Raw genomic sequence first — 25,835 nt, forward strand, 5'->3', positions numbered from 1 at the left:
ATCACCAACACCACAGCAAGCGAGCACTACACGATCGACCCCGACACACCCGACCCCCACACACCCACCCCCGCCGGAGCCCTTCACACCGCCCCACCCGAAGAACTCTACGAACCAACCTGGTGGGAAACCCACATCACCGACACCCACACCAACACCACCTGGGACCCCAACGCACCCACCCTCGGCGACCTCGCACGCCTCACCGACCAACAAGCCCGCGCCGACGCCACCTACCTCCGCACCAAATACCTCCAACACCGACACATCGCCGCCGAACGCGAAAAACGCCGACCACCACCCTTCTGATCGGTCTCACCCGGTGTCACGGCGTCAAGCCAAGCCCTCGTTCTTCGAGGGCTGCTTTGACGACGCCAAGAGCCTTGGGTCCCACACCATGTAGCTTCTTCAACTCCGCCTCGGATACACCCGCCAAATCCTCGAGCGAGCGAAAACCCGCGGCAAAGAATGCGCCCGACGCCGGGCGACCTGTTCTCTTGGGAAAGTGCTCGACAACAGAGTGCTCGACAGGTTCTGTCATGGCGACATCGTAGGACGCACCGGTACCCTCGGCGCAGTGTCCGAAAACAGCGCAGGGTCCGAAAGCAACGCAGTGTCCGAAAGCAACGCAGGGTCCGAGAACAAGCAGCGACGTGTAATCCTCACCGGCGGTAATACCGGAATCGGATACTTCACCGCGCTCGAGCTGGTGAAGCAGGGCGACCACGTGACCCTCGCGTGCCGCAACCTCGACAAAGCAGGCGCTGCGGCGGAGAAGATTTCCAGGCAAGCACCCGAGGGCACGGTCGATACCGCCCACCTCGACCTGTCGGATCTGGGATCCGTTCGGAGTTTCGCCGAGTCGGCCCCCGCCACAATCGATGTGTTGATCAACAACGCCGGTGTCATGATGCCCTCGAAGCGGACCGAGACCAAAGACGGGTTCGAGCTCCAGTTCGGCACCAACCATCTCGGTCATTTCGCTCTGACCGGGCACCTGCTGCCGAACCTCCGCAGCGCACACAACGCCACCGTCGTCACCGTGTCGTCCGTCGCGCACAAGCAAGGGCCCAAGCTCGACTTCGACGACCTGCAAGCTACAAGCGGGTACCAACCCCAGCGGATGTACGCAAACTCGAAACTCGCGAATCTGCTTTTCGCACTGGAGCTTCAACGCCGACTGGACAAGGCCGGCATCCCGATCACCAGCAACGCTGCGCACCCCGGCATCTCCGAAACCGCCCTGTACACGAGCCCCGACGGCTTGGGGAGTTCGAAGATCCTGTCACTCGGCGCATCGATCGGCCTCAAGTTCATTTCGCAGTCAGCGCAGAGCGGTGCACTCCCCACGCTCTATGCGCTGGAGAGCGGCGAAAAAGGTTCGTACACCGGTCCGAAATCACTCTTCGAATCCCGTGGAGCCCCAGGGCCCGCGAAAGTCTCGAAGACGGCGAAGGATCCCGCTCTCGCCGAAAAGCTCTGGAACGCAAGCGAAAGCCTCACCGGGGTGGTCTACGACTTCGGCTGACCCCGGCCAGGCAGGTTGGTGCCTCGAAAGTACCGCGCAAGTGGGACTCTCAATGATGCGGCCGTATATCCACCTGCCAGCGCGGTGAGCACCAGACCCTCGCACAATGCGACGTACCCTTCGGCTGTCGGGCGGTCGCCGAACAGCCCAACCGCGCGCTCGACGGAGAACAGACTCCGCCCGAGTGCCGCGCGCGCCTCGGCGTCGACACTCGGATCGATCAGGAGAGCGTGGCGCGCCTTGAGGTGATCCATGCGCTCGGACAGCAAGTGCGCCACATACTCGACCGTGACGTCGACGGGGTCGGCAGACTGCGCCGGTCCCGCTTCGAACTTCGCCCGCGAGGACTCGGTGATACGCGCTACAACCGCCGTCACAAGGCCTCGCTTCGTCCTGAAGTAGTACGACGTCGAACCCGCGGGCATACCCGCTGCCCCATCGATCGCACGATGCGTCAGTGCCCGAATGCCTGCCTCGGCGATGAGCGAAATCGCTGCGTCCGCAATCACAATTCGACGGTCCATGGCAGCGACTCTACATGTGTGACTCTACATATGTAGAGTCACTGCCATGCGACCTACAGTCTCATGTTCGGTGTTCGACTGCGATTTCGTTCTCGACGCTGCACAAGCCGCCGCCGCGGAGATCTTCTCGACGCCGGGAGCCATGGGCATCTACCTCTGGGGCCCGGTGGGTCGCGGCAAGACGTGGCTACTGGACCGCTACTTCGACAACGTCGCCACCACCGCCAAGAAGCGTGTGCACTTCCACGAATTCTTCCGAGATCTGCACGCGTCGTACTTTCGGCACGGCTTCTCGATCGACGGCGCAATATCGGAACTACTCAGCGCCGTCGAGCTGGTGTGCTTCGACGAATTCCATGTCCACGACATCGGCGACGGCAGGCTCATCGCCCGGATGCTCGACGGCCTGTTCGCACGAGACATCACTCTGGTGCTCACGTCCAACTACCCACCGGGCGGACTCATGCCGAACCCGCTGTTCCACGACGCGTTCGTCCCGACGATCGACCTGCTGACATCGCACCTGCAGGTGGTGCCCGTCGACGGACCGACCGACTATCGAATTCATTCCGCATCCGACTCACGGTTCTCGATGGGCACCTGGTCGCTCGCACATACGGATGCAGGGTTGTCGTTCGCGGCCCTCTGCGAGACGCCGAAGTCTACGGGCGACTACCTGGCCATGCTCGACGGTGCCCAGTCACTCACGATCACCGCCATCCCGCCGCTCGGTGACGCCTCCGACGACGCGGCGCAACGCTTCTCCAACCTCGTCGACGTCCTGTACGACCGCGACATCCGTACGCACTTTCACGCCGACGTTCCCCTTGCAGAGTTCGGTGACGGTTGCAGCGGTCTCGACATCGAGCGAATCCTCAGCCGGCTGAGCGCACTGCAGAAATAGGGAGACGCCCACAGCTGACGGCGGTCGGGGGCGACAGCAGCGGCGGGCGTCTCATCAAGCATTCGCCGCAGGTGACGGGGTGGATGGGTCCGGTTCGAAGAATTTTTTACGATTGAGCCCTAGCCTTGCCACATGCCATTCACAGCAGCAAATCACTGGACCTTCGAGGGCGACGGCATTTCCGGCACCCTGGACTCCGCCACCGTCGCCGGAGTCCTCGCGGCGCAGATCGATCTCAGCGGCGCCACGCTGGAATCGACGGCTGTGACCAGGTCGGATCTGGGATACGAGGTCCGAGCGATAGTCGAGCAGGCACACGACGGCAACTCCACCCACCTACTTCTCGTCCTTCCCCGGGTGAACATCGAGAACACCCCTGTCGACTTCGGCGCGTATGCAGTCCTGTTCACCTCCAGAGGAAATGTGGCAGGCGATCGCTATGTACACGGCGCACTGGAGTCGTACGACGTGCGCACACTGACGGGCACCGCTTCCCTGGTCAACAGCTAGTTGACCAGCTGAATCATCAGTTGAATCTACGGCCGGTCGGACCCGGAATAGTTTCCTGCCTCGTGCAGTTACGATAAAAGTCAATGCAAACGCATGAACTTTGAGTAGCAGGATCCAAGCAGGGAGTAGACATGCAGTTCGGACTCTTCAGCGTCGGTGACGTCACCGTCGACCCGACCACAGACGTCGCACCCACCGAACACGAGCGCATCAAGGCGATGGTGACCATCGCACGGCACGCCGAAGAGGTCGGTCTCGACGTCTTCGCCACCGGCGAGCATCACAATCGGCCGTTCGTTCCGTCGTCACCGACGACTCTGCTCGGTTACATCGCTGCGCAGACCGAGAAGCTGATCCTGTCCACCTCCACGACACTGATCACCACCAACGATCCGGTGAAGATCGCCGAAGACTATGCAATGCTGCAGCACCTGTCCGACGGCCGCGTCGACCTGATCATGGGCCGCGGAAACACCGCTCCGGTATATCCGTGGTTCGGCCAGGACATCCGTCAGGGCATCCCGCTGGCGCTCGAGAACTACCAACTTCTGCGACGCCTCTGGACGGAGGACGTCGTCACATGGAAGGGCAACTTCCGCACACCGCTCGACAACTTCACCTCGACCCCACGACCCCTCGACGACATCCCGCCGTTCGTGTGGCACGGTTCCATCCGCAGTCCCGAAATCGCGGAGATCGCCGCCTACCACGGTGACGGATTCTTCGCGAACAACATCTTCTGGCCGAAAGAGCACTACATTCAGCTCATCAACCTCTACCGCGAACGCTACGAGCACTACGGGCACGGCCGCGCAGATCAGGCCATCGTCGGCCTCGGTGGCCAGGTGTTCATGCGCAAGAACAGCCAGGACGCTGTCAACGAGTTCCGCCCCTACTTCGACAACGCGCCGGTCTACGGCCACGGCCCGACGATGGAAGAGTTCACCGAACAGACTCCGTTGACGGTCGGCTCGCCACAGCAAGTCATCGAGAAGACTCTCGCATTCGCCGACTACTTCGGCGACTACCAGCGTCAGCTGTTCCTGATGGACCATGCAGGCCTACCACTCAAAACCGTGCTCGAACAGCTCGACCTGCTCGGCGAAGAAGTAGTCCCCGTGCTGCGCAAGGAGTTTGCTGCCCGACGACCCGAGGGTGTGCCCGAGAACCCACCGACCCACGCGAGCCTGTTGGCGAAGAAGGAAGAGACAGTTGCCGTCTAGTACTCGGTTGGCGGTCGACGCCTGGGAGTCGCTTTTTCGCTCCCAGGTGTCGTTGATGCGCCGGTTCACCGCCGACGACATCTGGGGCCCGATCAGTCTCCGTGAATACGATGTGCTGTTCACGCTCGGCAACTGCCCCTCTCACCGGCTCCGGTTGCACGATCTCAACAACGAGATCCTTCTCAGCCAGCCCTCGCTCAGCAGACTGTGCGAGAGGCTGGAGAAGCTCGGATACGTTGCACGCGAGCCGGATCCGACAGACAAGCGCGGAACCGTCATCGCACTCACCGACGACGGACTTGCCGTCCAACGCGAAATCGGCCGCAAGCATGCAGCCAGAATTCGACGCTATGTCGGCGACGCACTGTCCGACGACGAACTCACGACGCTGGACGCGTTGTGCACGAAGCTACGGCTCAAACAATCGGAGATATCGTGACAGTCGACATCATCGAACCTCGCGAGGTCCCACTCGGCGGCCCACGGGCCATGACCGTGCGGCGCACGTTGCCGACCAAAGGACGAACCCTCATCGGAGCCTGGTGCTTCGCCGACCACTACGGTCCCGACGACGTCGCACAGTCCGGCGGCATGGACGTTCCGCCGCATCCGCACACCGGGCTGCAGACCGTCAGCTGGTTGTTCTCCGGAGAGATCGAGCACCGCGACAGCATCGGCTCGCACGCGATCGTGCGCCCCGGCGAACTCAACCTGATGACGGCAGGACGAGGCATCTCGCACTCCGAGGTCTCCACGCCGAACAGCCCCGCCCTGCACGGCATGCAACTGTGGGTCGCCCTCCCCGGCAGAGCCAGATTCACAGCGCCGAACTTCGAGCACTACGTTCCCGAACCGGTGACCATCGACGGCGGCGTTCTCCGCCTCTTCCTCGGATCCCTCGCCGGCGACACCTCGCCCGTCGACACGTTCACCCCGCTGCTCGGCGCCGAAATCGTTCTCGACGCCGGAGGAACCATCGAGTTGGCGACCGACAGTGCATACGAGCACGGAGTCATCGTCGACGACGGAAACGTAGAACTGGACGGAACCGCACTCGCGCGCGCCGAACTCGGTTACCTCGCACCCGGCCTCACCACCATCACCCTGCGCAACACCGGAACTTCCTCCGCCAGAGTGCTGCTGCTCGGCGGACCACCCTTCGGCGAGCAGGTAGTCATGTGGTGGAACTTCATGGGCCGCACCCACGAGGACATCGAGGCCTACCGCTCCGCATGGCAAGCAGGAGACAGTCAATTCGGCACAGTCGACGGGTATCTCACGAAACAGGGCACCGAATTCCGACTCCCAGCTCCTGAACTCCCCAACGCCCGACTGTCGCCCCGGGACTGAGCGCGCGGTCGGCTCACACACCTGGCCCGCACAACTCCGGTCCTACACAACTCCCGGCCTACACAACTCTCGCTCGTTTACAACGGATGCTGCCGTTGTAAACGGGTGGCTGTGTTGTAAGAGCAGCTGTGTTGTAAGAGCAGGTTGCGAGAAGAGCTGGGCACAGCTCAGAAAAGGGTCGCGACCTCGTCGGAGGCTTTGGCTGTCGGCCCTGCATCCGCGCGTCCTGCATCCGCGCGTCCAGCATTCGTGAGTCCAGCGCCCGTGACTCCAGCGTCTGTGGGCACAGCAGTCTTGGTGGGCGCAGCAGCGTTTGTAGAACCAGCAGCTTTTGTAGAACCAGCAGCGGCAACGGCGCGGGCTGCTTCGCCGGCCAGTGCGTCGGCAGCTTCGTTGAAGTGGTTGCCCACGTGCCCTCGGACCCACCGGAATCGGACGGGGCCCGTGCGTTCGGTGATCGCATGATCGATGCTCTGCACGAGCTCCAGGTTCCGCACCGGAGTACCGCCTGCCGTCTTCCATCCCTTGCGCTTCCATCCGGGAAGCCACTCGGACGCACACTTGATGGCGTACTGAGAATCCGACTCGATGAGCATCGGCTCGTCTCCTGGATGCGCAAGCACCGCTTCGAGGAGCGCGCGCAATTCGGCGATCTGGTTGGTGCCCGAAGGCTCGCCGCCGGAGTTGCTCGGCCCAGTGTGATTGACCCAGGCCCACCCGATGGCGCCACCCGGATTGCGCAGACACGAGCCGTCAGTACTCACAATGATCACAAATCAGGACACTACTTCGGAGCACCGACAAAAAACAGACGCCGCGCTCGAATAGATACTGTGGGAAAGCATCCGAGGATCGAAAGGACACCCGATCGTGACCAAGACTCAGTCTCCGCGACACAGCGCGCCGTCGTCGTTCACCGCTCTCGTCGCCCGCGAATCCGACGGCATCACACTCTCGCCCGAGACGGTGGAAAGTTCGTTTCTTCCCCGATTCGACGACCCAGCAGTGACCATCGCCGTCGACTACTCGAGCGTCAATTACAAGGACGCTCTCGCGGTCACGCCGAAGGGCGGGGTGGTCCGCCAGTACCCGATCGTGCCCGGTATCGACATCGCAGGCACCGTCGTCGAATCCGACACCGCCGACATCGCCGTCGGGCAGAAAGTCGTCGCACACGGCTACGACATCGGGACCGCGCAACATGGTGGCTACGCCGAGTTCGCGCGCGTTCCCGCGGCCTGGGTGGTGCCACTGACGACCCTCACCACGCGCGAAGCGGCCGCGATCGGCACCGCCGGTTTCACCGCAGCGATGAGCGTCGAGGCTCTGCTGGCCCGTGGCCTCACGCCGTCGGACGGCCCGATTCTCGTCACCGGCGCGAGCGGTGGCGTGGGCTCGGTCAGTGTGGATCTTCTGTCGGCGGCCGGCTTCGAGGTGCACGCATCGAGCGGCAAGAAGGACGCCGCACCGCTGCTGACCAGCCTCGGTGCGTCCACCGTCATCGGCAGGCTCCCCGAGGACCCCGACGCGAAACCGCGGCCTCTCGGCCGGGCGGAGTGGGCGGGCGCCGTCGATTGCGTGGGCGGCGCAACCCTCGCTCACGTTCTGTCGACGACGCGCTACGGAGGAGCCGTCGCTGCGAGCGGGCTGACGGGCGGCGCGGCGCTACCCACGACGGTTCTGCCGTTCATCCTCCGCGGAGTCGCGCTCCTCGGCATCGACTCGGTCCAGCTGCCCATCTCCCGGCGGCGGGCAATCTGGCAGCAACTCGAATCGGACCTTCGTCCACACCGTCTCGAACGACTCACCACAGAGGTCGCGATCTCCGACGTCGAGCCGTCGTTGGGGCGCATCACGAAGGGCGAGATCACCGGCCGGACAGTCGTCGCCGTCGCGGGCGGGTTCTGACCCGGACTCGGGTCGATACCCTGGAGGCACCATGCTGTTGCCAGGCCAAGGCCCCACCCCGGACGATTCCGGTCCTGACGATTCCGTCACGGACTCGGTCGACGCCGCGTTCACCTCGGACCGGCCCGTCGACCTGAACATGTCGCTGTCGCCGTTGCGCCGGGGTAGAGGCGACCCCACCTACGCCGTCGACTCCGCAGGATCGGTGTGGCGAACATCACGTTTGGAATCGGGGCCGGTCACCTATCGACTGACCCAGACGTCGAGGACGACGGTGCAGTGCGCCGCCTGGGGTCGCGGCGCCCCGGAATTCCTGACGACGCTGCCCGCCTTGCTCGGCACCGACGACGACGCGTCGGGCTTCGCACCCGAGCACCCGACCCTCCGTGAGGCACACCGCCAGTTCCCACACCTGAGGCTCGGTCGGACCGGGCGCGTCATGGAAGCGCTCGTGCCTGCGATCCTCGAACAGAGGGTCCACGGCCTGTCCGCGTTCGGTTCGTGGCGCACACTCGTCACCAAGTTCGGCGACCGTGCGCCCGGGCCGACCCCGAAGCCGATGTTCGTCTCCCCACCCGCCGATGTGTGGCGGCGCATCCCGTCGTGGGAGTACCACCTCGCAGGCGTGGATCCGGCGCGATCGAAGACCATCGTCCGCAGCGCTCAGGTCGCAGGCCGCCTCGAAGAGACATCGTCGATGACCGCCGAGACCGCAACGAAACGGCTTCGCGCTGTTCCCGGTATCGGCGTCTGGACCGCGGCCGAAGTGGCCCAGCGCGCCTTCGGCGATCCCGACGCGTTGTCGGTCGGCGACTACCATCTCGCCGCTGTGGTCGGATGGTCTCTTCTCGGCCGCCCCATCGACGACGCCGAGATGATCGAGTACATGAAACCCCTTGCTCCACACCGATACAGGGCAGTTCGCCTGCTGGCCGTCAGCGGGAAGGCGATCAAACCGAAGTTCGGGCCGCGAACGCCACTCGTCGATCACACCTGGCACTGACGTCCGCAGACACTGTCAGCGCCATCACTAGCACCGAAACTCCTTGTCCCACAATCATTGCAAGCAGCGTGATTTTTAAGATCGCAGCGCGCTGACCTGGCGTTTCTCGCGAGTTTTGTCCGTTCCTGAAGACCTGCTAACTTCCCGAACATGAACTTCGGGTTTCGTCTCCGCGGCACCACCGCACTCGCCACCGCCGCTCTTGCCGCCAGTGTCGCGCTTCTGGCCGGCTGCGGAACGAACGCCGAATCGGCGGGCGGCGACGAGGCCCTGACGCCGCGATCGGGTGGATCCATCACGGTCGGCATCATTCCTGCCTGCGGCCTCGACAAGGCACAGACCTCGGGCTGCAACTTCGCCAACGTGGAAATCGTGGACAACCTGACCGAGCAGCTTCCCGATACCGGTGAGATCGTGCCGTGGCTCGCGGAGTCGTGGGACGTCGGCGACGACGGCAAGTCCTACACCTTCCAGCTGAAGGACGGTGTGACGTTCAGCAATGGCGAGAAGCTCGACGCCGCAGCGGTCAAACTCAATTTCGACAACATCATCGAACTGGGCAAGCAGGGTCGAGCGTTCCAGTCCTCGGCATATCTGCAGGGATACCGCGAGTCCGTCATCGTCGATCCGCTGACAGTGAAGGTCGAGTTCGACACCGCCAAAGCTGGCTTTCTACAGGCGCTTTCGGAGAAGCCGCTCGGCATCATTGCGCCGGAGACGATCACCACCAAGACCCCCGAGGACCGATTGGCCTTCGGCGTGATCGGTAGCGGGCCTTTCGTCATCGACGAGGTCGTCCCCGACCAGAAGATCGTCGTCAGCCGCCGCGACGACTATCAGTGGTCGTCGCCGAAGAACGCACACTCCGGCCCTGCCTACCTGGACGGTGTCACGTTCCAGATCCTCCCCGAGGACCTGGTTCGCACGGGCGCCCTGCTCAGCGGGCAGATCCAGGTGTCGACGACCATTCCGAGCAATGACGTCGATTCCATCCGCGGACAAGGCTTCGACATCGTCTCGCGCTCCTCCGCCGGTGTCGTCTACACCTACTACCCCAACGTGAAAGATCCTGTACTGGCCGACGAATCGGTGCGAAAAGCATTGCAACTCAGTCTCGACCGCCAAGAGATTCACGACACGGTCTTCACCGAGTTCCAGACGGTCCCCTCCAGCATTCTGTCGACGACGCACCCGAACTACACGGATCTGTCCGACAGTCTCGCACGCGATCAGGACCAGGCGCGCTCGATCCTGGACGCCGCAGGCTGGGCCGAGGGCAGCGACGGCATCCGCGAGAAGGACGGCCGCAAGCTCAGTGTCGCAATCCAGTTCAGCGCCAACGGCGACAAGCCGATCCACGAATTGGCGCAGCAGCAGCTCCGCGCGGTCGGTATCGACTTCCAGTTACAGCAGGTCACCGCGGCCGAGGCTCTGGCCAACCGCAACTCGGGCCAGTGGCAACTGCAGTACGGCAACTTGACTCGCCCGGATGCCGATGTCCTTGTCTCGGCATTCGATCCGACGTACAGCAATTACTTCAAGTCGTCCTACGATCCCGAACTCGAAGGACTGCTCGACGCCCAGGCCTCGGAACTCGACGACACCGCGCGCGGCGAACTCGCAGATCGCATCCAGGAGATCATCATCGACCGCGGATACGCCTTCCCCATCACCGAGGGAAGCCAGACACAGGCTGCGCCTACGACCGTGCACGGCTTGAGCTTCCAAGCTCCGTGGTGGCCGTCGTTCGTCGACGCGTGGATCGAGGAGTGAGCCGAACTCGGTTTCGCCTCGTCCCCACTGCGGGACACTTCGGGACGTACCTCGCCGAGACCGACGGCACCGTCGTCCGCTCGCTGACACCGAATCCCATCGACGACGACCCGTCGCCGATCGGAACCGGCGTGCCGTCGACACTCCGCGCTCGGTCGCGACTGACCGAGCCGATGGTTCGTCGCGGATACCTCGAGGGCGGACCGGGCACAGGGATCAGAGGCGACGACTCCTACGTGCCCGTCTCGTGGCAGACGGCCCTCACGCTCGTCGCCCGTGAGATCGACCGTGTCCGAACGAACTACGGCAACTCGGCTATCTACGGCGGTTCGTACGGTTGGGGGTCCGCAGGTCGATTCCACCATCCACAATCGCAGATCCACCGGTTCCTCAACCTGGCAGGCGGGTATACGGCCTCGGTCGAATCCTATTCTTCGGCAGCGATGCAGGTCATTCTGCGACGAGTCGCCGGCGGATACGGCGCCGCACTCGAATCGAACCCCACGTGGAGCGAGATCGGCGAACACCGGTCGCTCGTCATCGCTTTCGGCGGTCTCGCGGCCAGGAATTCACAGGTGAACGGCGGCGGTATCGGCGCGCACACCAACGTCATCGAACAGCGGAGGGCCCGTGCGGCCGGTGCGGAGTTCGTCGTGCTCTCGCCGCAGCGATCGGATTCGGACACATCACTCGACGCGCAGTGGCTGCCCATCGTTCCCGGAACCGACGTGGCCGTCATGCTCGCCATCGCGCACACCATCGTCGAAGCAGGTCGGCACGACCGGGAGTTCCTGGCCCGCTGCACCGTCGGCTGGGATCGGTTCGAGCAATATCTGTTCGGTCGGACCGACGGAACCCCGAAATCCGCCGAATGGGCCTCGGCGATCGCTGGAATCGACGCCGGAGCGATCCGCGACCTGGCGCGTCGAACATTCGGCCGACGGACCGTCTTCGCGACGTCGTATTCGCTGCAGCGTGCCGATCACGGTGAGCAACCGCCGTGGATGGCCTTGACGCTGGCCGCGATCACCGGTGACCTCGGCCTGCCGGGCGGCGGATTCGGATGCGCACTCGGCGCACTGCATCAACTCGGCATGCCCACCAACGGTTTTCGCCCGGCGGCATTCGATCAGAGCGCACGGCCGATCGACGACTTCATTCCCGTCGCGCGCATCGCGGACATGCTCTCCACTCCTGGAGGGGAATTCGACTACGACGGGTCACGCTACCGCTACCCGGACATCCGTATGGTGTACTGGGCAGGCGGCAATCCGTTCCATCACCATCAGGACCTGAACAAACTCGTCGCGGCGTGGCAGAAGCCGGACACCGTTGTCGTGCACGAGCATTTCGCCAATGCCCTCGCTCGGCACGCCGATATCGTCCTTCCTGCCGCCACCTGGTTGGAGCGCAACGATTTCGCGGCCGGTGCCGACGGTCACGTCTCCGCGATCGTCAAGGCCGCGGAACCTCCCGGCGACGTCAGGACCGATTACGAGATCTTCTCGGCACTCTCCGATCGCCTCGGGTTCGGCGAGGAGTTCACCGAGAACCGAACCGCCGACGAGTGGGTTGCCGAGTTGTACAGGCGCACACGAGAACGCGCACCCGAGCTACCCACGTGGGCGGGGTTGCTCGAGGCAGGGGGTGTCGTGCCGGCACCCGTGATCGAGACCGGCGTCGCCCCGTACCGGGCACTGCGCGCGGACCCCGCGGCACATCCGCTGGCCACGCCGTCCGGGCTGTTCGAGATCTACTCACCGACCGTGGCGAGCTTCGACTACGACGACTGCCCTGGACACCCGACATGGTTGCCGCCGACCGAATGGTTGCACGCGGACATCGCTGCGCGTTTTCCGCTCCACCTCGTGTCCGGCCAACCGGAGCGGAGACTGCACTCGCAGTTCGACAACGGCGATCATTCGCGGGCAGGAAAGATCGAAGGCCGCGAACCCATCCTGCTCAACGCATTCGACGCCGCGTCCCGATCGATCGCCGACGGCGACATCGTCCGGGTGTTCAACGATCGTGGGCAGTGCCTCGCAGGTGCCGTGGTCGGTGAGGACATCCGACCCGGCGTCGTGCGCTTGTCGACCGGCGCGTGGTTCGACCCCGTCGTACCCGGCGGGCTCGACGCGCACGGAAACCCGAACGTCCTGACGCCCGACCACGGGACGTCGCGGCTGGCACAGGGGCCGTCGGCGCACAGTGCCCTGGTGCAGGTGGAGCGATTCTCCGACGCTGTTCCTCCGATCACAGCATTCGAACCGTTGTAGGTGTAACCTCTTCGTTGAAGGTTCAACCTAAGCAGCGAGGTGCCCATGCCCATCCAACGTCTCAACCATGCAGTCCTCTACGTCAGGAACGTCGAGAAGTCGGTCGCGTTCTACACCGACGTACTCGGCTTCCGGACGGTCATGCAGATGGGTACCGCCGCTGCATTCCTCCAGGCCAGCGCCAGTACCAACGATCACGACCTCGGTCTGTTCCAACTGGGAGACGCAGCGAGCCCGAGCGACGCGGGCCGTACGACGGTCGGCATGTACCACCTCGCATGGGAAGTACAGACCCTGGGTGATCTCGCCGACGTCGCCGCCGCACTCACATCCGCGGGAGCTCTGGTCGGCGCATCCGATCACGGCTCCACCAAGAGCCTCTACGGCAAGGATCCCGACGGCCTGGAGTTCGAGATCGTCTGGCTGGTACCACTCGATCTGCTCGACGCCACCGCCATCGAAGCGAGCTCGTCGATCGGCCCACTGGACCTGCAGGCCGAAATCGATCGCTACGGTATCGACACGGCCAGCGGTATCGGCGTCTCCAGCCCCGCACACGCCTGACGCGTCGCAGGAACAATCCTTCCCCGTCGCAGCGTTGACGTCGGGGGACTGTTCTTAGTGATGAGGAGTGATCAGTGGTTGCCATCGGTAATTCGAATCTCGATATCTTTCCCCTTGCGCTCGGCGGAAACACGTTCGGGTGGACGAGCGACGAGAGCAGCTCGTTCGAGATCCTCGACGCGTTCACCGCGGGTGGCGGCAACTTCATCGACACTGCAGATTCGTACTCGGCGTTCGCCGAAGGCAATTCGGGCGGCGAGTCGGAAACCATCATCGGCAACTGGACGGCTGCTCGCGGCAACCGCTCCGACGTCGTCATCGCCACGAAGGTCAGCCAACATCCCGAGTTCAAGGGGCTGGCCCCGGCGAATGTGACAGCTGCAGCCGAGGCGTCGTTGAAGCGTCTGCAGAGCGATCACATCGACGTCTACTACGCACATTACGACGACGAGAAGACCCCGCTCGTCGAGACGCTCGCTGCGTTCGACGCGTTGGTCAAGGACGGCAAGGTCCGCTACGTCGCCATCTCCAACTACTCGCCGGACCGTATTCGCGAATGGGTCTCGCTCGCCGACGAGAACTCCTTCGCGAAGCCGATCGCTCTGCAACCGCACTACAACCTCGTCGCTCGCCACGACTACGAATCCGAGCTCGCCGCACTGGCCACCGACAACAACCTCGGTGTGTTCCCGTACTTCGCGCTCGCAGCAGGCTTTCTGACCGGCAAGTACAGGACGCGTCAGGACCTGGAAGGCCAGGCCCGGCAGAGATTGGCGTCCGGTTACTTCACCGACAAGGGACTCGACGTCGTCACCGCGCTCGGTGAGATCGCCGAGCAGCACAACGCCGAGATTTCCTCGGTCGCCCTTGCCTGGCTGTTGAGCCAACCCAGCGTCACAGCGCCCATCGCGAGCGCGAGCAAGATCTCGCAGCTGCCCGCACTGCTCGCGGCACCTGCACTGAGCCTGTCGACCGACGAGGTTCAGCGACTCACCGACATCAGCGCAGCGGTGCAGTAGGACCTGCAGTAGGGCCGGCAGTAGGGCCTCGGCGCAGTCTCAACCGAGCTCGGATGTGGTGGATGGTGGCGTCGGGGATCAGGAAGCGCTCTTGCACCCCGACCGTCACCAGCCTCCGCCCTCGAAGTCCGGCGTCGATCGAGAATGTTGCATGCACGATGTCGCCGGACTCCGTGAGCTCGATGTTCCGAATCGCCAGGATCACGCGGTAATAGAAGGCATTGTTCAGCGCCTTGGACAGTCGTGGGCCGGAGAACCCAGTGGTGATGCCGTTCTCGACCCTGCGTGCGCCCGGTGCGAATTTCACCGCACTCGAATCGTGCGACAAGAGCGCATCGATGTACTGACGGGCGATCGCTTGTTTCGGAGTATCGGCGGATGTACTCACAACTTCGGACTCTAGTTCCCGTCAACAGGTTCGACTACGTCACACCGGGAACAGATCTCGTGAGCCGGTTGCTGAAGCATGGGTGTCACATGCAACCGAACACGCAATCGACCTCGCGACCGAGCACGAAGTCGCTCCGAGCGTCGAGAACCCATCCGAACCGACCGCCGCCGCCGAACGATTGCGGGTCATTCTGGTACTGGGCGCACTCATTGCTCTCGGCCCACTGACCATCGACATGTACCTTCCGGCTCTGCCGTCCATCGTGGACGATCTGAACTCGTCCGCAGCCGCAGTGCAGCTGACGTTGACCGGCACGTTGATCGGCCTTGCGCTCGGTCAACTCGTCATCGGTCCACTGTCGGACATCGTCGGCCGACGCATTCCACTCATCGCCGGCACCGCAGTCCACATCGTCGCGTCGCTGCTGTGCGTCGTTGCACCCAACGTCGCCGTACTCGGCGTCTTCCGCGGTCTTCAAGGCCTCGGCGCCGCTGCCGCAGCCGTCGTCGCGATGGCCGTCGTACGCGACCTCTTCACCGGACGCGCAGCCGCAACAGTGCTCTCACGACTCATGCTCGTCATGGGCGTCGCACCGGTGCTCGCACCCTCGATCGGTGGCGCGGTCCTCCTCGCCGGATCCTGGCGCTGGGTCTTCGGCGTGCTCGCCCTTCTCGGCGTCGCGCTGCTGGTGGTGGCCGTCGTGGCGCTGCGTGAGAGCCTGCCGCCGGAGCGTCGTCGCAGCCGCGGGGTCATGCCGGTGATCCGCACGTACCGATCGTTGCTTCGCGACGGGCAGTTCGTCGTCCTCGTGCTCGTCGCCGCGCTCGCCATGTCCGCAATGTTCGCGTACATCGCAGGATCGTCGTTCGTGCTGCAGGACGAGTTCGGCCTCAACGAGCAACAGTTCGCGATCGTCTTCGCGCTCGGCGCAATCGCATTGATCGGCGCCTCGCAGGCAAACGTCGTCCTGCTCGGGCACTTCACACCGGTACGCATCGTCGTCACAGCCCTTTCGGTCTCTGTGGCAGCGGCCCTGGTCATGGCGGTTCTCGCAGTGGCCGACGTCGGCGGGATGTTCGGGTTCCTCGTGCCGCTGTGGTTCGTCCTCGGCGCCGTCGGGTTCGTGATGCCCAACGCTCCCGCTCTGGCACTGTCGCGACACGGTGAAGCCGCAGGCACGGCTGCTGCGCTGCTCGGCGCGGCACAGTTCGGTGCAGGCGCGATCGTCGCTCCCGTCGTCGGTGTCCTCGGCAACGACGGAGTGGCAGTATCGGTGACGATGGTGGGTGTCTCGGCCATCGCGCTCATCGCACTGATGACAGTCACCAGATCAGCAGCCGCAAGAACAGCAGAATCCAGAACAGCAGAATCCAGAACAGCAGGAGCCTGACGCCCATGCCGGAACGTGAACGCGACGCAGCCGGCAAACCGCTGAACGGACGCCCGAGGGACGGCCTCGGCCGGCCGCTTCCCCGGGGGTCCGCCGGTATCGAACGAATCCCCGACGATCTTCGGCTGCCGCCTGCCGAGTCGATCGCCACAGCTCAGGACCTGCTCGACACCGGGATGCCCTTCCACGCGCACGAAGTGTTCGAGGGAACGTGGAAGGACTCACCGGAGCAGGAACGGCTGCTGTGGCAGGGGTTGGCTCAGCTGGCAGTGGGCCTCACCCACCTGTTGCGCGGCAATCGCGTCGGGGCTCGTTCACTGCTGGAGCAAGGACACGACCGAATCCGCGGATACGAGGCCGACCCACCGTACGGCCTCGACATCACCGGCCTGCTCAACTGGTCGGAGCGGCTGCTCGACACCGTCGAATCAATCAGCTCGGGACCCGAGGGCACCATACCGAGCCCCGAGGTTCCCCGGCTGCTCGCCTGACTTGCCCCACTTTTCGCCATTCGCACCCGCCCCGGTTACAGTGAAAGTAGGTTAGGCAATGCTTGCGACATAGTCGCTGGCGAGTCATCCGGAGCGAGACGGGCGGTAACGGTGCACGCAGTAGAAGTCACATCGAGAGCGGTCCCATCACACGCTCTGGCACAGCAGGTTCCCTACTGGGTTGCAGTCCTGACGCCCGAGGAACGGCCCTTCGGAACCCGCCGCACCGATCCGTTCATCGACACAGTCGATTCCTCGGTGGTGACCACGACGCGTACACAGTGGGCCGGTACGGAGCGTCCATCCGCCACCACCCTGCTCGCTGTTCTCGCCGCGACTGCGGGCGCGTGGCAGACCGATCGCTGTCGCACCTGCACCTCCGGCGTCCTGGTGGACATTTCCAGCGAGAGTGACAGCGCGAGCGAGGGCAACTGGGGGTTCTATCCGGTCCGTTTGCCTTCCACCGGGCCCGCCGAGTTCCTCACCAGGGAAGTACGCCGCCGTGTCGAAGCCACTCCCGCCGGTGGCCGCGATTTCCGGACCGCGAAGTACACCCTGAACGCTCCCGCGCTGGCCCGCAGATCGGGCGCCCAGATCTCCTTCGACTACCGGCCCGAACACCCTGTTCTGGACCACCCTGTTCTGGAACACCCTGCTCTGGAACACCCGGAATCAGAACACGGCGTGCCCGACGAGAGCCGGCCCCTGAATCACAGTCTGTCCGTCACGTGCGAGGTAGTCGAGGTCGACGGAGTCATGATGGTCGACACCGAATTCCGCTGGAACTGTCGCATCTTCACCCGCTCCGACGTCGACGACTTCGAGCGCTTCTGGGAGAAGACCATCCCGACGTTCTGTTAGAGACTCTTCAGGTACCGCACGTCGTCGGCGATGCCTTCGGCGGGTGTCTCCAGGATCACCGGCGCTCCGGCAGCTTCGGCGACCGCCGTCAGAACAGACGCATCGATAGTTCCGTCCTCGAGATTGGCATGCCGGTCACGAGCCGAGTCGAACTCATCCCGTGAGTTGTTCAGATGCACCAGATCGATACGCCCGGTGATCGCCTTGATGCGGTCGACGACGCCGACCAGTTCCTCCCCTCCCGCCCACGCGTGACACGTATCGAGGCAGAATCCGGCACCGAACTCACCGACCGCATCCCACAGCCGCGCGATATCGTCGAAATGTCGTGCCATCGCGAAATCGCCACCCGCGGTGTTCTCGATGAAGATCGGTACGCCGAAACCGCCGTCGCCGTGCTGCCGTTCGAACAGCTTGCGCCAGTTCTCGAATCCCTTCGCGGTGTCCTCGCCGTCCCGAACATGACCGCCGTGCACCACCAGACCGATCGCACCGATCTCCGCGGCGGCCGCAGCCTGTTCGATCACCGCTTTGCGTGACGGTATTCGGATTCGGTTGTTGAGACTCGCGACGTTGAGCACGTAGGAACTGTGCACGACGACGTCGACATCGCTCTCGCGCAATTGCTCACCCTGTGGGTGCGGTGTCAGCTTGTTCCACTTCTGCGGGTCGGTGAGGAAAAGCTGAACCAGGTCGACGCCGAGGCTCTCTGCGGAGCCGAGCGGGTCGGTGCTGTCGCGAACGTGTGCTCCAATGCGCATACCCACATAGTAGGAGTTGTGTCAGCAGTTGCCCGGAACTACAGACTGCCCGGATATCAGGGTCTACCCCGATAGTGCGCGGGCGCGAACGCTGTAACACTGTCGTCCATGACTGAAATCGCCGCCAGCGCGGTCGCGCTGTCCAAGACGTACGGCACAGGAGACACCCAGGTTCACGCGCTTCGCGACGTGAGCGTTCAATTCGCGCGCGGCGAGTTCACCGCCATCATGGGACCGTCCGGTTCGGGAAAGTCGACGCTCATGCACTGCCTTGCCGGACTGGACACCGCGTCCTCCGGGATCGTCACCATCGGCGACACCGAACTGACCGATCTCAGCGACAAGCAGATGACCGGATTACGCAGAGACCGAATCGGTTTCGTGTTCCAGTCGTTCAATCTGGTCCCGACGTTGACGGCACTGGAGAACATCACCCTTCCCCTCGACATCGCCGGGCGTAAACCCGATCGGGAGTGGCTCGACACCGTGGTCACCAAGCTCGGCCTCACCGACCGACTCGATCACCGCCCGAGCGAGTTGTCCGGTGGACAACAGCAACGCGTCGCGTGCGCACGTGCACTCGCGGGCCGCCCCGACATCGTCTTCGGTGACGAACCGACCGGCAACCTCGATTCACGGTCGTCCGGCGAGGTACTCGGCATTCTCCGCGCAGCCGCCGACGAGTTCGATCAGACCGTCGTCATCGTGACGCACGATCCACGCGCGGCCAGCTACGCCGATCGTGTCGTGTTTCTCGCCGACGGAGAAGTGATCGATCACCTCGCCAACCCCACGGCCGACGCGGTGCTCGACCGCATGAAGCAACTCGAGACGGTCTGACATGGCACGCACGCCGGGGGCTTCGAATCCGATGCGCAAAGTTTCACTGAGAAACCTTGCCGCACACAAGGTTCGACTCGCACTCACAGTACTGTCCGTGGTTCTCGGAACGGCGTTCGTCGCAGGCTCGTTCGTGTTCACCGACACCCTGCAACGCACGTTCTCCTCCATCTTCTCCGACACCGCACAGGGTGCGGACGTCCGCGTCAGCGCCGAGGAAGCCGGATCGAGCGGCGTGCCGACGTCGGATGCGGCGATCATCTCGGCCCTGCCGAACGTGCGCGCAGTCGTCCCGTACGTCGGCGGCCAGGTCGTTCTCCTCGACACATCCGGGTCTGCGGTGCAGACCGGCGGTGCACCCACGATCGGCGAGGCATTCGTGCCCGCCGACCGCAGGCTCGGCGACGACACCGTCTTCGTCGCCGGAACGGCGCCGACCGCGCCCGGTGAGGTCGTGATCAACGAAGGCGGCGCCAGACGCTCCGACCTCGCGGTCGGCGACACGACCCAGGTGCTCGTGCCGTCCAAGGGCACCGTCGAGGTGACGGTGACCGGGATCTACGACACCGCCGTCGAGTCCGGCGGATACATAGGCCTGCAGTTCTACGAACCGCAGGCCGCGGAGCTGTTTTCCGACGGCAGCCACGTGCAGTACTACGACGTTGCCGGGAAAGACACTGCAGCGCAAGCTCTCACGCAGGCAGATCTACGCGACGAGATCGCCGCGGCCCTGCCGGACGCAAAGGTACAGACCGCCGACGACGTCCGCGAAGAAGCACAGGCCGAAATCGATTCCGCGCTGTCGTTCGTGAACTACTTCCTGCTGGCGTTCGGTGGAATCGCCCTGCTCGTCGGGACTTTCATCATCTACAACACGTTCTCGATGATCGTCGCACAGCGGGTACGCGAGTTGGCCCTGCTCCGAGCGATCGGGGCGAGCCGCGGCCAGGTCAGTCGCTCGGTCGTCCTGGAGGCATTCATCGTCGGAATCGTCGGCAGTGCACTGGGATTCGCTGGCGGTGTCGGTCTCGCCTACGGACTGCGAGCGCTACTCAACGCTTTCGACCTCGGACTTCCCTCCGGCGCTCTGGCTCTCGAACCGCGCACCGTCGTCGTCGCCTTCGTCGTCGGAATCGTCGTCACCGTACTCAGCGCATACGCGCCTGCACGGAGGGCCGCGAAGATTCCGCCGGTCGCCGCGATGCGCGAGGAGTTCGCTTCCGCCGGAGACAGTCTGCGAGTGCGCACCATCATCGGTTCCGTCCTCGGCGTTCTCGGAGCACTCGCCATCGTCGTCGGCGCGCAGTCCACCGGAGGCGGTGCGGCGGGGACCGTCGGAGTCGGTGCGGTTGCAGTCATCATCGCCGTCGCGCTCGCCGCGCCGTCGCTGTCCAGGCCGATCGTCGGGGCGCTCGGCGCGGTCCTGACGCGACCGTTCGGCGCCATCGGGCGGCTCGCGCGCACCAACTCGGTACGCAATCCGCGACGGACCGCTGCCACCGCCTTCGCGTTGATGCTCGGGCTCATGCTCGTGTCCGTCATCGGGGTTCTCGGTGCGACGGCGAAGGCAAGCGTCGACGCCCTCGTCGACAACGGGATCGAGGCCGACTACATCCTCAGCGGTCCACCCGCCATCGGGGTGCCTGCCGGGGCAGGCGAGGCGGCGCGCTCGGTGAACGGAGTCGGGACGGTGGCAATTCTGCATCCGGTGTCGGTGAACATCGGCGGTGAACCTGCGTACGGCGTTGCACTGGACGGCAGCCCGGAGGGGTTGTTCGATCAGGACGTCGTCGCAGGCGATACCGAGTCCACACCCGGCAGCATCGCAGTCTCGGAATCCGCGTCCGCGGAGAAGGGCTGGACACTCGGCTCGACCGTCGAGCTGGACTCACTGGACGGTAACCGGGTACCGGTGACCGTGACGACCGTCTACGCCGACAATGCACTCGTCGGCGACTGGCTGGTGCCGGAGGACGTCTACCAGGCCGTCACGCCCAGTATCGTGCGCTCGGACATCGCAGTGCTCGTCGGCGCCGAGCCGGGTACGAACCTGGACCGACTTCGCTCCGACCTCGAGACGGCCACGAAACCGTTCGTCGTCGTGCAGGTTCAAGACCGCGAGGAGTTCAAGGGCAGCCAGAGTCAGCAGATCGACACGCTTCTCGCCGTTCTGTACGGACTGCTCGCGCTCGCAGTGGTCATCGCGATCCTCGGTATCGTCAACACGTTGGCACTGTCGGTGGTGGAACGACGTCGTGAGATCGGCATGCTGCGAGCCGTCGGAATGCAACGCCCACAGGTGCGGCGAACGATCTATCTCGAATCGCTGCTCATCGCATTGTTCGGCGCCATCGTCGGACTGATCCTCGGGGTCGTGTTCGGGTGGGGATTCGTACGAACCCTGCGCGACGAAGGCCTGGACATCCTGACGATCCCGTGGGGACAGATGGTCTCGATGTTGATCGGCTCGGCACTGGTCGGCATCGGGGCCGCACTTCTTCCGGCGATCCGAGCAGCGCGTACACGCCCGTTGGAGGCGATCACGGAAGCCTGATCACGCTGATGCCCGGCCAGGAACGTCCTGGCCGGGCATACCTTTTTGTCCGGTAACAGTTGCGCGCAAAAGGACCTCAGGGTTACCTTGGACGTGCAAAACATACTGTGCGACGGTTTTCACGCGAGAATCCCAGCACGCTGTACAGGACGCGAGGGGGCGCCATGTCGGTTCACGATGTTGCGACGCGCTCGCATCCAGCACTTGCACCGTTGTGCAAACCCGACCTCAGAGACACCGTGCTCGGGCGACTGTGCGAGGTCGCCCACGCAGTTCCCACCGCGACGGCACTGACCGCCGACGACCAGTCCGTCACCTACGACCAGCTACTTCACCGCATCTACGCACTCGCCCGCAGAATCACCGCCGTGGCTCCCGGTACCGGACGGCCGATCGCAGTGGACGGCTCGAGCACCGTCGACGCGGTGACCCTGATGCTGGCGGTCATCGCGTCGGGCCGAGCACTCGTCCCGTTGGATCCCGCTCTGCCGGAGACACGCCGCGCGAGCATCGTCGAGCACGCCCAAGCATGGCGTCTCGATGCAGGCGCCATCGAAACCGCCGAGTACTCGTCGGTTCCCCTGCCTGCCGTGACGGGTGAGCACATCGCGGTGATCGCGTTCACCTCCGGATCGACCGGAAGGCCGAAGGGAGTGATGCTCAGCAACCGGATGTGCCTCACCAAGGCGTACGAGGTGAGCTCGACGCTCGGGCTGTCCACACGGCACCGCGTCGGAAACGCTCTGCCGGTCAGCTTCGGCGCGGGTCTCGACACCGTGCTCGCTGGGATTCTCAGCGGCGCAGAGGTGCACTGCAGGGACCCTCGCTCGGCGCGCGGCGAGTCGCTGACCCAGTGGATCACCCGCTACGAATTGACGACGCTGCACGGCTCGCCATTGTTGGTTCGTGCGATGTGCGGCGCCGCGCCCCCGGGAGTCGTACATGCGGTTCCCGACAACCGAATTCCGTCCCTGCAGTACGTCGTCACGTACGGCGAAGCCCTGTACGGCCGGGACGTCACCTCGTTTCGCTCCGGAACCGGATGCGGCGCTACGTTCGTCAACTGGTACGCGACCACCGAGACCGGGGCCGTCGCCCGGCACAAGTACGGCGCGGAGGACGCGGTGCCCACAGGATTGCTCGCAGCAGGAACGTGCCCGGCAGGTAAATTAGTCGACATCATCCGTGCGGACGGCACTCTCGCCCGCCCCGGCGACATCGGCCAGATTCGGGTCACCGCCGACTGCTTCGCCGACGGGTACCTCGATCTCCCGGGCCGAACCGACGAGCGATTCACGACGGATTCGGGCCGACACCGCTTCTTGACCGGCGACCTCGGCCGCATCGACGATCACGGACTTCTCCAGCTCGTCGGCCGAGTGGACGATCGAATCCGCGAGTACGCCGGAAGCACCGAGCAGAGCGAGGAGTCGAGAACCCCTGTCTTCGTCGCCGCGGACGGTGGGTTTTCCGGTGGTGGGTTTTCCGAGGCCGGGCTCGCGGCGCTGGCGAACCTCCTCACCGACCATCCCGTGTACGTCCTCCAGACCAGTGGAACTGCGCGGATGTGCGTACGGGAACTTCGACGCCGCCGACCACACGGCCCGTACGTCGTGGCAGGCCACGCGCACGGCGCATCGATCGCACTCGAGATGGCGCACATCCTCCGTGCGGAAGGTGATGTCGTCGAACGGGTGATCCTGCTGGACCCGCCGGTGCATCGCCGGCTCCTGGACCGAGTGCCCGGTCTCGCGCGCGTGCGCTCGCTTGTGACGCTGCAATCCTTTACGACGCTGCATCCTCTGCTGGCACGGCATCCTCTGCTGACACGACACCGCCCGACAGCGTGGGACGGCCCGGTCACTGTCCTCGTCACCGACGGCAACACACCGAACACCGATTCCTGGGCAGCCATCACCACCGGTGAGCTCGACGTCACACAGGTGGCCGCCAGAAGGGATCGAGTGCTGTGACGATCACCCGGGACCGCTCCCTGTCACTGACGGCAGCCATCGCAGCACACCGCGGTCTCGTGTCCACGGACTGTCCAGCACCGGCCGACACGCGTACGTTGGGCGAGGACGCTGTCGACGGGCAGCAGGGAGGCTCTCGATCCATGGATGAACACACGTATCAACTCAACTCTGTCGAATTGCACAAGGACGTGCTGCGATACGTCGACGCAGGCGACGGGCCACCGGTGGTCCTCGTGCACGGATTGCTGGGGTCACACGAGTCGTGGTCCGGTCAGATCGAGCGCCTGTCGGAGAAGTACCGCGTCATCGCTCCCGACCTGTTCGGCCACGGCGCCTCCGACAAACCCTCCGGCGACTACTCACTGTCTTCACACGCAGCGACGATCCGCGACCTGCTCGATCACCTGGGCATCGAGTCGGCGCCGATGGTGGGCCACTCGCTCGGCGGTGGCATCGTCATGCAGGCCACCTATCTCTTCCCCGAACGCGTCGATCGCCTCGCTCTGGTCAGCAGCGGAGGACTCGGCACCGAGGTCAGCCTGCTACTGAAGGCAGCCACCCTCCCCGGAAGTGAGCTGGTGCTGCCGGTGCTCGCATCGGACTGGGTGCGCAGGAACACCGAGAGCTTCGTCGGGCAGCTGAACCGGTGGGGGATTCGCGTACGCCCCGGCGCCAGCATGTCGGAAACGTGGCGGTCGTTCAAGACTGTGGCGGACAAGGGTTCACGCGAGGCGTTTCTCGCATCGACGCGAGCCGTCGTCGGCCCGCGCGGCCAGACCGTCAGCGCCAAACAACATTTCGAGAAGTTCGACTCCATCCCGTCGCTCCTGATATGGGGCGGGAAGGACCGCATGATCCCGGCGTCGCACGCGGACAGCATCCGACGCGAGATCCCCAACTCGCGCGTCGAGATATTCAGCAGTGCAGGCCATTTCCCGCAGCTCGACGAACCCGACCTCTTCTTCCGCATACTCGACGAGTTTCTTGCCGCCAACTCGACCGTGGCGCCCCCTGCTCGGGCAGTTGCATCGGACTGAGTGTGGCTCTCACCCCGATGTTTCCACTCGGCAGCGTGCTGCTGCCGGGTGAGCGGCTACCCCTGCACATCTTCGAGCCTCGGTACCAGCTCATGCTGAAAGACTGCATGGAGAAGGAAGATCCGAGCTTCGGCGTCGTATTGATCGCGCGCGGAAAGGAATCCGGCGGCGGCGACGTCCGTCACGACGTCGCTACACTCGCACACATCGTCGCGCACACCGACATCGGCGACGGACGACACCTCGTGGAATGCGTCGGCGGCGAACGAATCAGAGTCGACGCCTGGCTGGAGGACGACCCGTACCCCCGAGCCGACGCCCGCATCTGGCCCGACGACGAGAGCGCATCGATCGACGAGCCCCAGTTCGGCACTCTCGAGAAGAAGATCCGCGAACTGTACCGACTGATCGGCGAACTCGCCGTTGCCGAGGGCTCGACTCCGCCGCCCGAACCCGCCTTCTCCGCACTGCCCGCCGCCGCAGGTGAGCGCCTGTTCACCCTGGCCACTCAGATCCCGATGGGACAATCCGACCGCCAGGAAGTCCTCGAAGCGAGCGGACCCTCGCAGAGACTGGGCGCCATCGCCGACGCACTCGACGGCGTCACCGACATCGTGCGCTTCCGGCTGCAGTAGTTCGACACAGCAGTAGTTCGACACAGCAGTAGTCCCAGCAACGCAGAAGTCCCAGCAACGCAGAAGTCCCGGAGACCTCGAGGGTTTCCGGGACTTCTTACACTTCGTAGTAGCGGGGACAGGATTTGAACCTGCGACCTCTGGGTTATGAGCCCAGCGAGCTACCGAGCTGCTCCACCCCGCGTCGGGTGTTCCTCAACGGTACATGCATCCGGCTCCGAGTCCCAATCGCCTGGTCAGCCGGTTCCGCCCAGGGCGATCTCTGCCCTCGGCAGAGAATCCTTCCTTCGCTGGACGTCGCGGCTCAGTGTGGGTGA

The 25,835-nt window shown here is 64.4% G+C and carries 25 protein-coding genes, 1 tRNA gene and 1 pseudogene; 21 read left to right on the forward strand and 6 right to left on the reverse strand.

Going from position 1 to position 25,835, the window contains the following annotated elements; translation table 11 throughout:
* Positions 1-309 (forward strand): annotated as a pseudogene (locus RY1_RS30250) (hypothetical protein); the annotation flags it as partial.
* Positions 310-325: 16 nt separating this feature from the next.
* On the opposite strand, the gene RY1_RS26890 reads toward RY1_RS30250, so the two are convergent.
* Positions 326-541 (reverse strand): helix-hairpin-helix domain-containing protein, encoded by a 216-nt coding sequence (locus tag RY1_RS26890; protein WP_072807109.1) that lies wholly within the window; start codon positions 539-541, stop codon positions 326-328.
* Positions 542-577: 36 nt separating this feature from the next.
* On the opposite strand from RY1_RS26890, the gene RY1_RS26895 reads away from it, so the two are divergent.
* The gene (locus tag RY1_RS26895; protein ID WP_245819977.1) at positions 578-1,528 is read left to right on the forward strand and encodes an oxidoreductase; all 951 of its coding nucleotides are present in this window, start codon (positions 578-580) and stop codon (positions 1,526-1,528) included.
* Here RY1_RS26895 and RY1_RS26900 read toward each other — a convergent pair.
* Positions 1,513-2,052 carry a TetR/AcrR family transcriptional regulator gene (locus RY1_RS26900; protein WP_084727914.1) on the reverse strand — a complete coding sequence of 180 codons (540 nt, stop codon included), beginning with the start codon at positions 2,050-2,052 and terminating at the stop codon, positions 1,513-1,515. The genes RY1_RS26895 and RY1_RS26900 overlap by 16 nt on opposite strands.
* A 46-nt stretch (positions 2,053-2,098) precedes the next feature.
* On the opposite strand from RY1_RS26900, the gene zapE reads away from it, so the two are divergent.
* From zapE to RY1_RS26925, 5 genes are all read left to right on the forward strand, one after another.
* Entirely contained in the window at positions 2,099-2,956 is an 858-nt protein-coding gene (gene zapE, locus RY1_RS26905; protein WP_072807111.1) for a cell division protein ZapE, read from the forward strand.
* Between the two features lie 132 nt (positions 2,957-3,088).
* Positions 3,089-3,466 (forward strand): hypothetical protein, encoded by a 378-nt coding sequence (locus tag RY1_RS26910; RefSeq protein ID WP_072807112.1) that lies wholly within the window; start codon positions 3,089-3,091, stop codon positions 3,464-3,466.
* Positions 3,467-3,597: 131 nt separating this feature from the next.
* Positions 3,598-4,689, forward strand: coding sequence for an LLM class flavin-dependent oxidoreductase (locus tag RY1_RS26915; RefSeq protein ID WP_072807113.1), 1,092 nt, complete (start codon positions 3,598-3,600; stop codon positions 4,687-4,689).
* A gap of 55 nt (positions 4,690-4,744) precedes the next feature.
* The gene (locus RY1_RS26920) at positions 4,745-5,128 is read left to right on the forward strand and encodes a MarR family winged helix-turn-helix transcriptional regulator (protein WP_174565484.1); all 384 of its coding nucleotides are present in this window, start codon (positions 4,745-4,747) and stop codon (positions 5,126-5,128) included.
* 50 nt (positions 5,129-5,178) lie between these two features.
* On the forward strand, positions 5,179-6,039 hold the full coding sequence (locus RY1_RS26925; RefSeq protein ID WP_169914846.1) for a pirin family protein: 861 nt from the start codon (positions 5,179-5,181) through the stop codon (positions 6,037-6,039).
* A 167-nt stretch (positions 6,040-6,206) separates the two neighbouring features.
* Here the strand turns inward: RY1_RS26925 and RY1_RS26930 are convergent, their stop codons facing one another.
* The gene (locus RY1_RS26930) at positions 6,207-6,812 is read right to left on the reverse strand and encodes a ribonuclease H family protein (protein ID WP_072807116.1); all 606 of its coding nucleotides are present in this window, start codon (positions 6,810-6,812) and stop codon (positions 6,207-6,209) included.
* A 97-nt stretch (positions 6,813-6,909) separates the two neighbouring features.
* On the opposite strand from RY1_RS26930, the gene RY1_RS26935 reads away from it, so the two are divergent.
* From RY1_RS26935 to RY1_RS26960, 6 genes are all read left to right on the forward strand, one after another.
* On the forward strand, positions 6,910-7,947 hold the full coding sequence (locus RY1_RS26935) for an acrylyl-CoA reductase family protein (protein ID WP_072807117.1): 1,038 nt from the start codon (positions 6,910-6,912) through the stop codon (positions 7,945-7,947).
* 31 nt (positions 7,948-7,978) lie between these two features.
* Positions 7,979-8,950: a DNA-3-methyladenine glycosylase family protein gene (locus RY1_RS26940; protein WP_072807118.1), complete on the forward strand. Its 972-nt coding sequence runs from the start codon at positions 7,979-7,981 to the stop codon at positions 8,948-8,950.
* A 150-nt stretch (positions 8,951-9,100) separates the two neighbouring features.
* Positions 9,101-10,723, forward strand: coding sequence for an ABC transporter substrate-binding protein (locus RY1_RS26945; protein WP_072807119.1), 1,623 nt, complete (start codon positions 9,101-9,103; stop codon positions 10,721-10,723).
* Complete coding sequence (locus tag RY1_RS26950) at positions 10,720-12,999, forward strand: molybdopterin-dependent oxidoreductase (protein WP_072807120.1); 2,280 nt, start codon at positions 10,720-10,722, stop codon at positions 12,997-12,999. Before RY1_RS26945 ends, RY1_RS26950 begins: the two co-directional genes overlap by 4 nt.
* A 45-nt stretch (positions 13,000-13,044) precedes the next feature.
* The gene (locus tag RY1_RS26955) at positions 13,045-13,563 is read left to right on the forward strand and encodes a VOC family protein (RefSeq protein WP_072807121.1); all 519 of its coding nucleotides are present in this window, start codon (positions 13,045-13,047) and stop codon (positions 13,561-13,563) included.
* A 74-nt stretch (positions 13,564-13,637) separates the two neighbouring features.
* Entirely contained in the window at positions 13,638-14,582 is a 945-nt protein-coding gene (locus RY1_RS26960; RefSeq protein WP_072807122.1) for an aldo/keto reductase, read from the forward strand.
* On the opposite strand, the gene RY1_RS26965 is transcribed toward RY1_RS26960, so the two are convergent.
* Positions 14,563-14,970 (reverse strand): DUF8021 domain-containing protein, encoded by a 408-nt coding sequence (locus RY1_RS26965; protein ID WP_072807123.1) that lies wholly within the window; start codon positions 14,968-14,970, stop codon positions 14,563-14,565. The two genes, RY1_RS26960 and RY1_RS26965, sit on opposite strands and share 20 nt — an antisense overlap.
* 106 nt (positions 14,971-15,076) lie before the next feature.
* Between RY1_RS26965 and RY1_RS26970 the strand changes: the two genes are divergently transcribed.
* The 3 genes from RY1_RS26970 to RY1_RS26980 all read left to right on the forward strand — a co-directional run bounded on the left by RY1_RS26970 (position 15,077) and on the right by RY1_RS26980 (position 17,715).
* Positions 15,077-16,363 carry a multidrug effflux MFS transporter gene (locus RY1_RS26970; protein WP_072807165.1) on the forward strand — a complete coding sequence of 429 codons (1,287 nt, stop codon included), beginning with the start codon at positions 15,077-15,079 and terminating at the stop codon, positions 16,361-16,363.
* A gap of 5 nt (positions 16,364-16,368) precedes the next feature.
* Complete coding sequence (locus RY1_RS26975; RefSeq protein WP_072807124.1) at positions 16,369-16,854, forward strand: DUF309 domain-containing protein; 486 nt, start codon at positions 16,369-16,371, stop codon at positions 16,852-16,854.
* Positions 16,855-16,965: 111 nt separating this feature from the next.
* The gene (locus RY1_RS26980) at positions 16,966-17,715 is read left to right on the forward strand and encodes a hypothetical protein (protein ID WP_245819979.1); all 750 of its coding nucleotides are present in this window, start codon (positions 16,966-16,968) and stop codon (positions 17,713-17,715) included.
* On the opposite strand, the gene RY1_RS26985 is transcribed toward RY1_RS26980, so the two are convergent.
* Complete coding sequence (locus RY1_RS26985) at positions 17,712-18,476, reverse strand: deoxyribonuclease IV (RefSeq protein ID WP_072807125.1); 765 nt, start codon at positions 18,474-18,476, stop codon at positions 17,712-17,714. The two genes, RY1_RS26980 and RY1_RS26985, sit on opposite strands and share 4 nt — an antisense overlap.
* Positions 18,477-18,584: 108 nt before the next feature.
* Here RY1_RS26985 and RY1_RS26990 point away from each other — a divergent pair, with 108 nt between their 5' ends.
* The 5 genes from RY1_RS26990 to RY1_RS27010 all read left to right on the forward strand — a co-directional run bounded on the left by RY1_RS26990 (position 18,585) and on the right by RY1_RS27010 (position 25,518).
* Positions 18,585-19,316 (forward strand): ABC transporter ATP-binding protein, encoded by a 732-nt coding sequence (locus RY1_RS26990; RefSeq protein WP_072807126.1) that lies wholly within the window; start codon positions 18,585-18,587, stop codon positions 19,314-19,316.
* A 1-nt stretch (position 19,317) separates the two neighbouring features.
* Positions 19,318-21,870, forward strand: a complete 2,553-nt coding sequence (locus tag RY1_RS26995) for an ABC transporter permease (protein WP_072807127.1) — start codon at positions 19,318-19,320, stop codon at positions 21,868-21,870.
* Between the two features lie 164 nt (positions 21,871-22,034).
* Positions 22,035-23,843 carry an AMP-binding protein gene (locus RY1_RS27000; RefSeq protein ID WP_072807128.1) on the forward strand — a complete coding sequence of 603 codons (1,809 nt, stop codon included), beginning with the start codon at positions 22,035-22,037 and terminating at the stop codon, positions 23,841-23,843.
* Positions 23,844-23,986: 143 nt separating this feature from the next.
* The gene (locus tag RY1_RS27005; RefSeq protein ID WP_072807167.1) at positions 23,987-24,883 is read left to right on the forward strand and encodes an alpha/beta fold hydrolase; all 897 of its coding nucleotides are present in this window, start codon (positions 23,987-23,989) and stop codon (positions 24,881-24,883) included.
* Between the two features lie 2 nt (positions 24,884-24,885).
* Positions 24,886-25,518 (forward strand): LON peptidase substrate-binding domain-containing protein, encoded by a 633-nt coding sequence (locus RY1_RS27010; RefSeq protein ID WP_072807129.1) that lies wholly within the window; start codon positions 24,886-24,888, stop codon positions 25,516-25,518.
* Between the two features lie 110 nt (positions 25,519-25,628).
* On the opposite strand, the gene RY1_RS27015 is transcribed toward RY1_RS27010, so the two are convergent.
* Positions 25,629-25,702: transfer RNA gene (locus tag RY1_RS27015), tRNA-Met, on the reverse strand.
* Positions 25,703-25,835 lie beyond the last annotated feature (133 nt).

It is taken from the genome of Rhodococcus yunnanensis NBRC 103083, from assembly GCF_001895005.1.
In the GTDB taxonomy this organism is placed as follows: Bacteria; Actinomycetota; Actinomycetes; order Mycobacteriales; family Mycobacteriaceae; genus Rhodococcoides; species Rhodococcoides yunnanense.

What these genes read in the sequence shown, in the direction of transcription:
- RY1_RS26890 (WP_072807109.1), bottom strand. Translation starts at nt 541, where the DNA reads ATGACAGAACCTGTCGAGCACTCTGTTGTCGAGCACTTTCCCAAGAGA.
- RY1_RS26900 (WP_084727914.1), bottom strand. Translation starts at nt 2,052, where the DNA reads ATGGACCGTCGAATTGTGATTGCGGACGCAGCGATTTCGCTCATCGCC.
- zapE (WP_072807111.1), top strand. Translation starts at nt 2,099, where the DNA reads ATGCGACCTACAGTCTCATGTTCGGTGTTCGACTGCGATTTCGTTCTC.
- RY1_RS26910 (WP_072807112.1), top strand. Translation starts at nt 3,089, where the DNA reads ATGCCATTCACAGCAGCAAATCACTGGACCTTCGAGGGCGACGGCATT.
- RY1_RS26915 (WP_072807113.1), top strand. Translation starts at nt 3,598, where the DNA reads ATGCAGTTCGGACTCTTCAGCGTCGGTGACGTCACCGTCGACCCGACC.
- RY1_RS26920 (WP_174565484.1), top strand. Translation starts at nt 4,745, where the DNA reads ATGCGCCGGTTCACCGCCGACGACATCTGGGGCCCGATCAGTCTCCGT.
- RY1_RS26925 (WP_169914846.1), top strand. Translation starts at nt 5,179, where the DNA reads ATGACCGTGCGGCGCACGTTGCCGACCAAAGGACGAACCCTCATCGGA.
- RY1_RS26940 (WP_072807118.1), top strand. Translation starts at nt 7,979, where the DNA reads ATGCTGTTGCCAGGCCAAGGCCCCACCCCGGACGATTCCGGTCCTGAC.
- RY1_RS26945 (WP_072807119.1), top strand. Translation starts at nt 9,101, where the DNA reads ATGAACTTCGGGTTTCGTCTCCGCGGCACCACCGCACTCGCCACCGCC.
- RY1_RS26955 (WP_072807121.1), top strand. Translation starts at nt 13,045, where the DNA reads ATGCCCATCCAACGTCTCAACCATGCAGTCCTCTACGTCAGGAACGTC.
- RY1_RS26975 (WP_072807124.1), top strand. Translation starts at nt 16,369, where the DNA reads ATGCCGGAACGTGAACGCGACGCAGCCGGCAAACCGCTGAACGGACGC.
- RY1_RS26985 (WP_072807125.1), bottom strand. Translation starts at nt 18,476, where the DNA reads ATGCGCATTGGAGCACACGTTCGCGACAGCACCGACCCGCTCGGCTCC.
- RY1_RS26990 (WP_072807126.1), top strand. Translation starts at nt 18,585, where the DNA reads ATGACTGAAATCGCCGCCAGCGCGGTCGCGCTGTCCAAGACGTACGGC.
- RY1_RS26995 (WP_072807127.1), top strand. Translation starts at nt 19,318, where the DNA reads ATGGCACGCACGCCGGGGGCTTCGAATCCGATGCGCAAAGTTTCACTG.
- RY1_RS27000 (WP_072807128.1), top strand. Translation starts at nt 22,035, where the DNA reads ATGTCGGTTCACGATGTTGCGACGCGCTCGCATCCAGCACTTGCACCG.
- RY1_RS27005 (WP_072807167.1), top strand. Translation starts at nt 23,987, where the DNA reads ATGGATGAACACACGTATCAACTCAACTCTGTCGAATTGCACAAGGAC.